The sequence below is a fragment of the Lacibacter luteus genome, assembly GCF_004118265.1.
GTDB classification, from domain to species: Bacteria; Bacteroidota; Bacteroidia; order Chitinophagales; family Chitinophagaceae; genus Lacibacter; species Lacibacter luteus.
On sequence record NZ_SDHW01000007.1, the window covers coordinates 117,855 to 130,442 of the forward strand.

Consider the following 12,588-nt stretch of genomic DNA (forward strand, 5'->3'; position numbering starts at 1 on the left):
CAGGACTTTTTTATTTTCGGAGAATGGTAGCTGTTCATTTAAAAGAGTTGAAGTTTCATGCACATCATGGTTTGTATGCAGGCGAAGATCTTACAGGCGGCCCTTTTGAAGTAAACCTGTCTGTATGGTACGAGCCGGAAAGCCGCATTGAATCTCTTGACCAAACAATTAATTACGTTGCATTGTTTGAAATAGTAAAGCAGCGCATGGAGGTGAAAACAGCTCTTATAGAAACAGTTGCTGAAGATATATGTGCAACAATTAAACAGGATTTTCCGTTTGTAAGTAAGATAGAGCTGAGCATTGATAAGTGTTCGCCACCCATTGAGAACTTTTCGGGTAAAACAGGCATAACCATGTACAAAACATTTAACCGTAACGTATGAGGAGTTTTTTTTTGATACTTTTCTTTATTGCAGGCATAACGGTTGTTGCAAATGCACAAACGGCCGATGAATTAGTAAAGCAGGCCGATTTGCTGGAAAAGCAATTGAAGGAAGAGGAAGCCTATCAGAAGTTTAAGGAAGCGATTAAGTTGAATCCTGTTCACTTACATGCATTGGTTCGTTGCAGCGAATTGGCAAGCCGAATTGGAAGAAGACAAACTACAAAAGAAAAGCAGATGGATTTTTACCAGGCTGCAAAAATTTATGCCGAGCGTGCATTAAAAGTAAACCCGAAAGACAGTGAGGCAAATGTGGTAATGTCGCTGGCATATGCACGGATGAGTTTATTAAAAAGCGGCAAAGAAAAAGTAGAGTATGTGCGGGAGATTAAAAACTATGCCGATAAAGCCCTTGCTAACAATCCCAATAATTTTAAAGCTTTGTTTGTTATTGCCCGCTGGCACTTTGAAGTAAGCAATCTCAATGCAGTTGAAAAAGCGGCAGTAAAAGTTTTTTATGGAGGCTTACAAAAGAACTCGCTCGATTCAGCCATTTATTATTACGAAAGGGTAAAAACATTAAGTCCCAACTTTGTGTTGAATTATCTTGAACTGGCGAAAGCCTATAACAGGGCCGGTAAGAAAGAAAAGGCTGTGGAATATTTGAACCACCTGCTGAAATTGCCCAATACGGCAGCCGACGATCCTACCATAAAAGCAGAAGCCCGTCAATTGTTGAAAAACTGGAAAGCATAGCCTTTGAATTTTTATAGATAGTTTTGCAGCTTAAATTCATTCTTTGAGCGCAAGTGTTTTTTTATTTACGCCTCCTTTTACGCAGCTGAATACGCCATACCCGGCTACGGCCTATTTAAAAGGATTTCTCAATACAAAAGGAATCACCTCTTTTCAATGCGATCTGGGTATTGAAATTACCCTGCAGTTATTTTCCAAAAAGGGATTGCAAAGAATGTTTGCATCAATCGATGGAACAAAAGAATTTTCGGAAAATGCAAAACGCATGATGCTTTTGCAGGACGATTATGTTTCAACCATTGATGAAGTGATTTCTTTTCTGCAGGGAAAAAATCCAACACTGGCGCATCATATTGCCTCACGCAACTTTTTACCCGAAGCCGGAAGGTTTGCAGAGCTCACCGATTTTCATTGGGCTTTTGGTACAATGGGCTTACAGGATAAAGCCAAACACATTGCTACACTTTATCTCGAAGATCTTGCCGATCTCATCAAAGAATGTGTTGATGAACATTTTGGCTTCAGTCGTTATGCCGAACGTTTAGGAAGAAGCGCCAACAGCTTCGATGAATTGTATGAAGAGTTACAAAAGCCCCTTACATTAGTTGATACGTTGCTTATTGAACAATTGCAGCAACATATTGAACGTGTGCAACCGCAACTGGTAGCTATCTCTGTTCCTTTTCCCGGTAATTTGTTTGCAGCTTTCCGAAGTGCACAATGGATCAAAGCGAATCACCCACACATGCGTATTACCATGGGCGGCGGTTTTCCCAACACCGAATTACGTTCGTTGAAGGATGCACGTGTGTTTGAATTTTTTGATTTCATTACGCTTGATGATGGAGAAGCGCCGATCGAGCAACTGCATAAATTCATCAACAACGAAATTGATACCGCACAACTTAAACGAACTTTTCTTTTGCAGAATGGAGCTGTAACCTATATCAACAACAGCTCCTGTAAAGATTACAAACAAACAGAAGTCGGCACACCCGATTACAGCGATCTGCTGTTACACGATTATATTTCAGTAATTGAAGTTGTAAACCCCATGCACAGTTTGTGGAGCGATGGCCGCTGGAATAAACTAACCATGGCGCATGGTTGCTATTGGGGCAAATGTACGTTCTGCGATATTTCGCTCGACTATATTAAACTCTACGAACCTATTGCAGCAAAATTGTTGTGCGACAGAATGGAAACGATCGTTGCGCAAACGGGCAACAATGGTTTTCATTTTGTAGATGAAGCTGCTCCACCTGCACTCATGCGTGCATTGGCGCTCGAAATCATCAAACGTAAATTAGTTGTTAGCTGGTGGACCAATGTGCGTTTCGAAAAAAGTTTCACACGTGATCTTTGTCTGCTGTTAAAAGCAAGTGGTTGTATTGCAGTAAGCGGCGGACTGGAAGTAGCAAGTGATCGTTTACTTGCGCTCATCAACAAAGGTGTAACAGTTGAGCAGGTTGCAAGAGTAAACAAACATTTTACCGAAGCAGGCATAATGGTGCATGCATATTTGATGTATGGCTTTCCTACACAAACAGCACAGGAAACAATCGATTCGATGGAAATGGTTCGGCAGATGTTTAAAACAGGTGTTTTGCAATCGGCTTTCTGGCACCAGTTTGCTATGACGGCGCACAGTCCTGTGGGTATGAATCCGGAACACTTCAAGGTAAAGCGTGCAAAGGAAGCCGTTATCCTGTTTGCAGATAATGATGTGGAGCATATTGATGAAACAGGTGCCGATCACGAAAGTTTTTCATTCGGGTTAAAAAAATCGCTGTTTAATTATATGCAGGGCGTTTGCCTCGAAGATCCTTTGCATAAATGGTTCGATGTTAAAGTGCCTAAAACAACCGTAGCACCCGATCATATTCTTACTATTTTAAACAACGACGAACCGCCGGTATTTAAACCCGCTGCTAAACTTATTTTCCTTGGGAATGTGTTGAAGAGTGAAGTGATCACAAAATCAAAAAAAGGAAACAGTTGGGAAGTAATGCAGATAAGCTTTGCGACGAAGAAGGAAACCATAACAATTAATACCGATCCGCAAAAAGGAGCGTGGTTGCTGCAGTTACTTCCGAAGCTGCATGTGCAGAACGATCGTGTATTAACCATGCAGGAAGTAAAAGACGATTACGAACAGCAAGGCTTTGATGATTTTGAATTGTTCTGGGATAACAAGCCCATCAGCAATTTATACAAGGCAGGATTGTTGAAGTTGTAATGTACACACAACCTCAGCGTAAGTAGTAAATCCTCTGGAATTAGTATCTTGGAGCATGCGTATTATATTTTCTCTCTTTTTATTGTGTTGCCTGTTAACAAACGGAACAGCTCAACAAAAGTCATTTGAAGGAGTTATCGATTACCAGCTGGAAGCAAAATCAAAAAATCCATGGATTAGTGATGTAAGCATTGCACGTTTACTGGCAATTGCTTCAACAATGAAGGTGCACATCAAACAAGGAAATTTCAGAAGAGAAAGTGCAAAAATGCTGGATATAAACAGGACAGATTCCAATAGGCAGCTTTTTATGTTCAAGGGAATTGATACATTCTATTATAACGCACCGGCAGTTACTGAGGAAGAAATACCTGAGATTTCACAATCGGAAAAGATTGTAACGATTGCCGGTTATAATTGTAAGTCACTTACTATACGTAGTAAGAATATGATAACGACTTATTATTACGATCCTGCATTGTTCCAGGATCCGGCGTATAGTAATCCTGCTGATAAAACGAGTTTTACTTTATTTCTGAAACAAACAAAAGCAGTGTACCTGAAATGTGTTATCGAAACGGAGCAGTTTGTTTACACAGAAACGGCATTCCGGGTTGCAAAAACGACTGTTGCTGATGCGGTATTTCAGTTGCAATCTTTCCCGGTTGCGGAATTTGTGTTTATGTCACACCTTAAGTTGCCTGTTTTTAAATCGGGCGATGAAGCAGAATGGGTTAGCTACGTTCAGAAAAGCATCAATGCTGATTTGGTAAACAAGTATGTAAAAATTCCAAAAGGCGAAAAGGCAGCACAGCAAACAGCTGAAGTTTTGTTTGTAGTTTTAGCAAACGGAACTGTTGGTGAGGCAGAGGTGATTAATAAAAAGGAAATTCATGCTGCTCTTGCAAAGGAAGCAGTACGGATTGTAAAAGAATCATTCGGCTGGAAACCCGCAACAGTAAGAGGCGAAAAGATTGATCAACTCATGATGCAGAAAATTACCTTTCGTATAGCTGAAGAATAATTTGTGAATAAGGGATAACTTAAACAGTGCTATGTATAAATATGGGTTACTTTTTTGCGTTCTGACAGGATTGTTTACCGCTTGCCAAAAGGCCGGTGAAAACAACCCGGAGGTTACACTTACCGAACTGAAAGGAAAGTGGCGGATCGTTGCAACCAAGGCCGGTCCCGATTCTACCAATCCGCAGGGACAATGGTCTGCTTTTAATTATGCAAAGCAGGTAACCATTAATGAACTGTATTGTGTAAACGATAGCAGGATAGGACAATCCTTTATTTCGCCGGTTAACTGTGCGTATTACGAAACTGCAGGTTCTATTATGGGCGTGTTAACTTCCGATTGTGCAAGAACCATTTTTATGCGTGATACGGTGTGGACACAGTTAACAGCTTACGATCTGCTGTTAAACGATGCAACTGGTTTCAGCTGGGTGGAAGCGTATCTGCATTCGAAACGGGTGAACTGGATCAAACAACCTTGTTCTTCTGTTCAATACCTGCCGGAATCAACAACAGGAAATACCAAGAACGGTACGTGGACCTTTGATGAAGCCGCACAAATGATCACTGTTAATTTCATCAACAGCGTTAACTCTTACAACGGAGAGCAGCAAAGCAAATTTAAAGTAACAAAATTCACAGGCGCAGAGGTAGAATTGAAAATGCAGGGATCGGTTAATATTGAATTTCGCCTGCAGAAGCAATAAGCACAAACTACATGCACAGTTTTGTTCTAATCCACTACCTTCACCGCAATGGATGTGCAATTAGTACCAACGCTTTTCGATTACAGGCTTACAGATAAAATTGAAACAGGCAAGGCTGTAACAAAAGAAACAGCGGAAGAATTGTTTACTTTTTTCAGCAACTGTGAGCTGTTTAAATGGCACGATGTACACAATAACTGCGAAGCAAGAGCCGATGCTGTTTGTCGCCTGCTCGAAGCCTGGCAGATTCCCAACTATAAAGCATGGGTATTCGGCGGCTACTTTTTACGAAAACATATCGGCGGATTGAAGCAGTTGTGGAATTACCATGTAGCTGCTTTGTTAGCTGTAAAAGAAGGTTCGGAAACTGTTTACTATGTAATTGATCCGTCTGTTTGCAATTCATTGCAAACAATGTATAACTGGGCAGCAGAAGTAACAGCTTATCCGCATAGTTATCACTTTATCAAATCGGCCGACTACTATATTTTCGGCAAGGGAAAAATAAAAAACGAGAATTGGCTGTTGCGTGATAAACAAAACAGCAAATGGATGGTACAGGGACTTGCAGGCGTAAACGGTGTTTCTGCAAAGGGAAAAGCACAGTTATGTTTTAATAAAAACAGGGTGGCGAATACGTTAACGAAGTTTGAAGCATTAAAAAAGAGTAATCCTTTTGCTAAAGAGTAACTCCGTTTATGCTATAAACTGTGCTTATTTAAAACCGTACCATCTTTTACAGTTTTAAGACAGGTAACAACTGTTTTACCATCTTCCGCAATTTCACAAACACGGTACGATGGGAAGGGATTGCCCCAATTACCTCCAAAATGTCCCGACCATAAGAATGGTTTTTTCTTGTAAAGCATAATGCCATCTACATCGTGGTCGTGCCCGTGAAAGGTTGCTTTTACATTCGGGTAAGCAGCAATTGTATCTAATAAGTCCGAACACGAAACACCGTGTTGCGTCCATGTATTTTGAGAGATATGTACAAAGACAAACACCTGTGGCAAGTTCTTAAATTCTTCCAGTTTTGATTTTGCAAACGCAACATTTGCGCAGAGATACTTGCCTTCCTGGTTAGAACAGTTAAGCAGGATGAAACCATGTTTTTCTTTTGAAACAAACGCAAAATCTTCGGGTTGTTTCCATATCTGCAGCCAGTTTTCCGGCGATACCCTGTCGTGGTTGCCTCTTGTTACATAGTAGGGCACTTTCAATGTATCGTACACTTTTTTTACTTCGGGCATAAGGCCGGGTGCATCATGGATGAGATCACCGTTGAATACAACAAAGTCAACATGCTCTTCTTTACCGATCGCTTCAATGAGGTTGCGGTGCGAAGTTTCAAAATCGGTATTGGGTTGTCCCCAGTGTCCGTCGGAAGCAGTAATAAATTTAAGCCGTGCTAATGCAGGCTTTCCCGATTCTGCAATACTGAGATAGGGGGCTGCCAAGAGTGATGAACTTAATAAACTAACCTGTTGTAAAAAGAGACGACGCTGCATTGGATAAAATTATCAATTAGGAATGAGAAAAACGGCTGGTAACAATTTGTTCTTATTCTGTATTTGCAGCTGTGTTGGACGGAACGGGTTTTCGGAAAAGAAAACAGATTGCTATATACACGATCCACACAGCTGAAAAATAAACCAGGCCTTGCAGGTTCGATGCAATGTCTTCTGGATCAAAACGGCCATGAATACGTTTGTGAAAGAATTTATTGGAATACTCCTGCGCCAGTTCAATAGCATAGCCAAACATATACAGCAAGCCAAAGATGAAAGCATGAATGATGAGATTGCGTTTTGCAAACAGGATATTTAAAAACGCAGCAGCAAGAAAGTAAAAAGCAGCATGCATTTCTTTATCCATTCCCCTGAACATAGATGGCAGCTTCAGCATGAAGCCAACGATGGCAATACCAAAGCAGAATACTGCAATAAAAATTTTTGTGCCGATGCTCAGTTTCATTTAGTGAAAAGTGAATGTGTTGTAAGATAATCTATTTCGTGGTGCGGATGATTGTAGTGGCTGCTTTCAGTTCAAAGTAGGCGAGTAGAAGAATAAGGATCATCTCTCCGATAAAATAGAGCAATCCATACACGGTAATTTCTTGGAAAAACAAAAAGACGAGCACAAAGGTTAGAAAACAATAGAGCAGATTGGCGATTGCAATTATTCTTAAACGGAAGGCAGGGTTAACAGTTTTATTCACCGCATTTGTAAACGAATAAACGGACAACAGCAACGCAATAGCCGACAGTACATACAATACATTTGTTGGCATCCCGAAAAAAGTTGTAAACCTGGTTAATACCAACCCAAGCAGAATAGCAGATACCAATGCGCCAATACCATCGATGAGAAAAATGATTTGTGTTTTTAGTTTACTGTATGACTGCATTGGTTATTTATTAATGGTCGCTGCCTTTACCAACCACCTTTTATTTTTCCATTTCGGTTTGCGGAGAGACTCCAACCGATAGAAGCGTTATTTTTTCGATTAGTCCTAATTTTTTTTTGGTCACTATAAGCAAATTGTAATGCGTCCAGTGCTTTTATTCTTTCAATATCGGGAGGATTATATGATTCCAAAAAATCAATCATTGTTGAGATAGTTCGATACTGTGTGTCAGTTTTAATTTGACCTACCTTAATAAGTTTATCAATTTTCTCAAATAGTTTACCAAATAAATCAACTTTATGCCCAGTAGTAGTTTCAATATAAAATTGATAATCTAAATTCCCTGTTGCAACCGACATTTCGGAAATATCCTTAAACCATCTTTTTAATGTTGATAACTTGTTTTTTTTATGAAGAGTTAACGCATGATTCTTTAAATCGGAAAAATAACTACCTAGCTCTTCCCCAAAATTAACAATTTCACCGTCATGTTTTTGTATTGGAGTTTTTCGCATAAGCATGTCTGTATAATCAAGACCTGCAATAACAATATCTCTATATTTATCCAGTTCGCTTTTTTGGTTTGCGTTGGCCATAGTCCTGTGAGTAATTTTTAATGGTTCGTGTCTCCAACCATTTGCTGTAAAAATATTTCGTTTGGTGGAGACACCAAACCATAAGAAAATGTCGAACCCAACTTACGTAAAACCTAATGTTGCCTGCTGTTGTTCTTTGTCACATGCTACCAGAGTCAGGCCAATTTGTCCAGTGAGTATTCGGTTTTAATGTGGGCTTGTATAAAGTTGTGTCGCCAGTTGCAATAACTTTAGCTATGAGTTGCCACGTTTCGTAAGAACTTGGTCGGTTATCCTGATATTGGTTTTGATTGTATTCGCCAGCTGATTTTTCCTGTTGCCGAAACATCGAAGCAAAAGTTTCAAAGTCTAAAGGATATTCACCACCAACAAGATTTTTATTGAACTCATAAGTTGTCCGTAAATGTTCGTCACTGATTGTAGGCTGAATAATTTCATTGAAGTCACGATGATACCACTCGTCAATAACAAATATTTTTTTAAGCTCTTTAGGAATTGATTTGTAAAGTTCTTCGTCTGTTGCTCTAAATAAGTCCCGATGTTTTGTTATAAGTAATCTGCCGACTTCTTCTAAAGAAATTTCTCCAGGTTCGTATTCTTTAATTTCAATTCCTGCATTCAAATAATCTTGTTTGTCATGAGAGAGCTCAATTTGTCTGCCTCTAGTATTCCAAATTTTAGCGTCAGACTTTAGAACTTCTCCGTCAACTGTTTCGTTGAAGTCATTCCACTCAATAGGATAAACTGTATAATAGTTTATATCCTGTCCGTTGTAATGTTCCAAATTTGTGAGGCAATTTCCGAAATAGTATATGTCAAGCATAATGCCACTACCTCTTGGATTGTAACCTAACCGTTCAGCGGCAATCGCCCATTTGTCATCGTCACCTTTAAAAATATTAAGTCGACTGTCTATGAGATATGAATAAACATGACCTAAATCTATAAACAGGCAGTAGTAGCCTAATTTATAATCGTCAAGCTTTGCAAGAATTTGGTATTCTGTAATCATGGTAGAATGTCGCTATACAATAGAAGCCAACACATAAATATACGCAGCTTCTTTTCTTAATGGTTGGAGTCTCCTCCAACCATTTGCTGTAAAAATATTTCGGTTGGTGGAGACACCAACCGATAAGAAATAGAGCAATCCATACACGGTAATTTCTTCATAAAACAAAAAGACGAGCACAAAGGTTAGAAAACAATAGAACAGATTGGCAATTGCAATTATTCTTAAGCGGAAGGCTGGGTTAGCAGGCTTGTTCGCCGCATTTGTAAACGAATAAACGGACAACAGCAACGCAATAGCCGACAGCGCATACAATATATTTTTGGGCATGCCGAAAAATGATTCAAAGGTTGTTAATACAAAACCAAGCATACAAGCCGATACCAATGCGCCAATGCCATCGATGAGGAAAATTTTTTGTGTGGTTATTTTACTGAATTGCTGCATGAATGATGTTGTGGTTGTGCGACACTGTAAAGCTTTTTTGCAAAAGTCCATTCAATAGTACAAAGGTTTGGCGGAATAAAATACAAGCAACGGCAAAGAAAAGGAAAGCACAAGCGAGACGCTTGCGCTAAAGTGAGGCATGGCATTCATTTACTTCAGCGTTAATTGCTTTCTGTTGCTGATTAAAGACAAAATGTTTGGATGTAGTTCGAAAGCCATGCTTTTGTAAATGCATTGTTGTGCGTTTGTCTTGCCAATCAAGCATAGCTGTTATTGTATTATCGGTGGTGCTTTAATCGTCTCTTTTATCTTCAGGATTTCCTTTGAAACCGTGAATCGCAAAACCCTTCCATTAAAAAACTGGTCAGGATAAAATTCGATGTAGAGAGAAGAGCTTTTCAGATTCAAAGACGTATCTTCTTTTGGCAGCAAAGGCAAAATAGCAACATTAGCTTGTGTTTGCGGGTCCCTAGTAAATGAGAGCTTTTCCAAATTCGGCAAACCGTACTTTCCTGTTATTTTATTATACCATTTACAATCGTTGAGAATATTCTCTTTAATAAATGTTCGATAGGTTTCCTGGTCAATATGTGATGCCGACACTTCATACAATGCTAATATTTGTGCCGTATCACATTTTTGAAGGTTCGATAAGAGCTTACCAGTAACTTCTTTCATTTTAGATTCTTTTGTTTGCTGTGAACAGCCTGAATGATGGAAAGCAGTTAAGATACATAGTAGAAAAAGGGAATACCTAAAGTTCATTTTAATTCATAAATTTTGGGGCAGGCTAAGATAACGCACAACGTTCGAGGCTTGCTGCAGGGCTGGTATTTTATAACTGTCCGCCCGGCAACTGAAGCCGATTGAAAAACTGATGATGAAGGTAACAACTAAAAGCTAAATAGAATTCGGTCAAGCCCGATATTAGCTGATATTAGTACAACTGATGATTGTTGTTACGTCCGCCAGCATTGCAGCAAACCACATGTTAGCGGTAGTTTTTTACTTTGTCAAGTAGCCCGTTTATAATTGCATATATGGCTTCTCTATTTAATTCAGTGTCTTTAATAACCTTAGAAAGTTCAAGTAACTGTTCTGATGTCAGGTCAAACTTCGCCTTTAATTCTTGCAGTCGTGTTTTTCCGTTTTTGAAGTCAGAAAACAATTGATAAGTTTCTGTCAATTTGTTTTCAGTATCTCTTAAAACGCCATATCCTCCATGAGATATCAGTTCAACCTTTTTGTCATATTTATTTACTGTCAAACCTCGAGCTCCACCAGCTACAGGTGGTTCTTCAGGTATTTGTCCTGTCAATGTTAACCAGATAAAGTCAAAGTAGTATTTGTCAACAAACTCTTCTTCGTCTCCAAGTCCGAACATAAATTCTGGCAAAACTTCGCCTATGTCCGAAACATATTGTTGTGCTATATGTCTTGCTTCTAAGGCTGTCATGAAATTACCGCTAACACATAAATATAGGCAGCTTCTTGGTGAAAAACGATTGATCATCAACAGAAAGTTAACAAGCATCATCTTCGCTATATCACCTTTCCCTTCCACTTATCACTCTTCAAATAATTAAATGCCATTACAAAAATTACGCTCCAGTAAATCAGTTCCGAAGCCCATGCCCAAATGAGACTGAGCTTGTACACTTCCAGCACAAGAACAATATAAACGAGATAAGCAACAATGGTTACCGCTTCAATGAGCAGGTTCATTTTGGTATTGCCCGTACCCGTTACAGCATTCAGCCATACCACAGCGATCGACATCAGCAACATACCTGTTGTTACCATACGCAATACAGGTACAGCAGCTGTTACAAATTCGGCAGACAAACGAAACACCGACAGCAGCTCCTGTGCAAACACATTAAAAACAATAAACATCAGCAATGCCGAACTGAAACTCAGCTTCATAATGCGGTAGATCAGCTTGTGTACATCATGACTTCTTCCTTGTCCGATGATATTACTCACCATGGCATTGGTAGTTGATGCAAAGGCCCAGATAAACACCCCGGCCAACGAAAATATATTCCGCATTACGTTGGAAACAGCCAGTGCACGTTCGCCATGATGTTCAATTAAAATATAAAACACCAGCCAGCTGATGAGGCTGATGGAAAACTGTCCGATAAGTGGTGCTGCCACATTTAAAATAAGCATTGTACGCTCTTTGCTGTAGCGCAGGTAATTGAACAAATGAAAACGGATGTGCAGCCGTTTGATAAAAACAAAAAGAAACACCACGATCATTCCGATAAACTCTGCCAGTACCGATGCATAAGCCGCACCGTTAAAACCCAGCTTTGGTAAACCAAAATGACCATTGATCAATCCATAATCGAAAAAAATATTGGCACCCGCTTCAAACAAAGTACCGATCATGAGGTAGCGGCTGTTATTCGTTCCCACCAAAAATGCATTCCCCATCTGGAACAGGTACAGGAAGGGTAAACCCCAAACACGGATCTTTAAAAAATCAACCGCTGTTTTATCGATGTTTTGCGATTGCAGAACTTTATTGAAAATGAAAGGAGCGAGCAGGTACGTTAGTGCAATACCAATGGCAGCAAACAACAACGCAATACGTACGCCCTGCGAAAAAAGTTTGCCGATCTCTTCCAAACGGTTCTCGCCTGCACGCCTTGCAATAAGCGATTGAATGGCATTGTTCAATCCATTGCCAACAACAGCCACCACTAAAAAATAAACGCCTGTAATACCGGCGGTACCCAATGCCGCTTCGCCCAATCCGCTGATAAAAAAATTATTGGCAGTAAAATTGAGGAAGGGTACAAGTAATGAAAGACTGATGGGCAGCGACATCGACAATATTTGTCGTGTGCTGATTTCGAGTTGCAGATTGTTTTTCGGTAAAGCAGTTTCCAAGCAATGTGTTTTTGGCGAAGATAAGATAGAGTCGCAGATGATGCTGATTTAGCAGATTTTCACAGATTCAAAAATCAGTGGTCATCCATCCGATCTGTGTCATCTGCGACGC

Annotated in this window: 15 protein-coding genes; 6 read left to right on the forward strand and 9 right to left on the reverse strand. The window is 39.7% G+C overall.

Going from position 1 to position 12,588, the window contains the following annotated elements:
* Positions 1-23 precede the first annotated feature (23 nt).
* The 6 genes from folB to ESA94_RS18695 are packed head-to-tail and all read left to right on the forward strand — an operon-like array spanning position 24 to position 5,800.
* Positions 24-386, forward strand: a complete 363-nt coding sequence (gene folB / locus ESA94_RS18670) for a dihydroneopterin aldolase (protein WP_129132466.1) — start codon at positions 24-26, stop codon at positions 384-386.
* Complete coding sequence (locus tag ESA94_RS18675) at positions 383-1,141, forward strand: tetratricopeptide repeat protein (RefSeq protein ID WP_129132467.1); 759 nt, start codon at positions 383-385, stop codon at positions 1,139-1,141. Before folB ends, ESA94_RS18675 begins: the two co-directional genes overlap by 4 nt.
* Before the next feature lie 43 nt (positions 1,142-1,184).
* On the forward strand, positions 1,185-3,380 hold the full coding sequence (locus ESA94_RS18680; protein ID WP_129132468.1) for a B12-binding domain-containing radical SAM protein: 2,196 nt from the start codon (positions 1,185-1,187) through the stop codon (positions 3,378-3,380).
* Positions 3,381-3,435: 55 nt separating this feature from the next.
* A complete protein-coding gene (locus ESA94_RS18685) occupies positions 3,436-4,404 on the forward strand; it encodes an energy transducer TonB (protein ID WP_129132469.1) in 969 nt (322 codons plus the stop codon).
* A gap of 31 nt (positions 4,405-4,435) precedes the next feature.
* Positions 4,436-5,110, forward strand: coding sequence for a hypothetical protein (locus ESA94_RS18690; RefSeq protein ID WP_129132470.1), 675 nt, complete (start codon positions 4,436-4,438; stop codon positions 5,108-5,110).
* 48 nt (positions 5,111-5,158) lie between these two features.
* Positions 5,159-5,800, forward strand: a complete 642-nt coding sequence (locus ESA94_RS18695) for a protein-glutamine glutaminase family protein (protein WP_129132471.1) — start codon at positions 5,159-5,161, stop codon at positions 5,798-5,800.
* Between the two features lie 11 nt (positions 5,801-5,811).
* Here ESA94_RS18695 and ESA94_RS18700 read toward each other — a convergent pair whose 3' ends face one another.
* From ESA94_RS18700 to ESA94_RS18740, 9 genes are all read right to left on the reverse strand, one after another.
* Positions 5,812-6,621 carry a metallophosphoesterase family protein gene (locus tag ESA94_RS18700; RefSeq protein ID WP_129132472.1) on the reverse strand — a complete coding sequence of 270 codons (810 nt, stop codon included), beginning with the start codon at positions 6,619-6,621 and terminating at the stop codon, positions 5,812-5,814.
* 52 nt (positions 6,622-6,673) lie between these two features.
* Complete coding sequence (locus ESA94_RS18705) at positions 6,674-7,087, reverse strand: hypothetical protein (RefSeq protein ID WP_129132473.1); 414 nt, start codon at positions 7,085-7,087, stop codon at positions 6,674-6,676.
* Positions 7,088-7,118: 31 nt separating this feature from the next.
* Entirely contained in the window at positions 7,119-7,520 is a 402-nt protein-coding gene (locus ESA94_RS18710; RefSeq protein ID WP_129132474.1) for a hypothetical protein, read from the reverse strand.
* 26 nt (positions 7,521-7,546) lie between these two features.
* Positions 7,547-8,116: a hypothetical protein gene (locus ESA94_RS18715; protein WP_129132475.1), complete on the reverse strand. Its 570-nt coding sequence runs from the start codon at positions 8,114-8,116 to the stop codon at positions 7,547-7,549.
* Positions 8,117-8,255: 139 nt separating this feature from the next.
* The gene (locus ESA94_RS18720) at positions 8,256-9,128 is read right to left on the reverse strand and encodes a DUF7003 family protein (RefSeq protein ID WP_129132476.1); all 873 of its coding nucleotides are present in this window, start codon (positions 9,126-9,128) and stop codon (positions 8,256-8,258) included.
* A gap of 12 nt (positions 9,129-9,140) precedes the next feature.
* Positions 9,141-9,575, reverse strand: a complete 435-nt coding sequence (locus ESA94_RS18725; RefSeq protein WP_129132477.1) for a hypothetical protein — start codon at positions 9,573-9,575, stop codon at positions 9,141-9,143.
* A gap of 270 nt (positions 9,576-9,845) precedes the next feature.
* Positions 9,846-10,253, reverse strand: coding sequence for a hypothetical protein (locus ESA94_RS18730; protein WP_129132478.1), 408 nt, complete (start codon positions 10,251-10,253; stop codon positions 9,846-9,848).
* A 313-nt stretch (positions 10,254-10,566) separates the two neighbouring features.
* Positions 10,567-11,088 carry a hypothetical protein gene (locus ESA94_RS18735; protein ID WP_129132479.1) on the reverse strand — a complete coding sequence of 174 codons (522 nt, stop codon included), beginning with the start codon at positions 11,086-11,088 and terminating at the stop codon, positions 10,567-10,569.
* Positions 11,089-11,117: 29 nt separating this feature from the next.
* Complete coding sequence (locus ESA94_RS18740) at positions 11,118-12,476, reverse strand: MATE family efflux transporter (RefSeq protein ID WP_129132480.1); 1,359 nt, start codon at positions 12,474-12,476, stop codon at positions 11,118-11,120.
* Between the last annotated feature and the right edge of the window lie 112 nt (positions 12,477-12,588).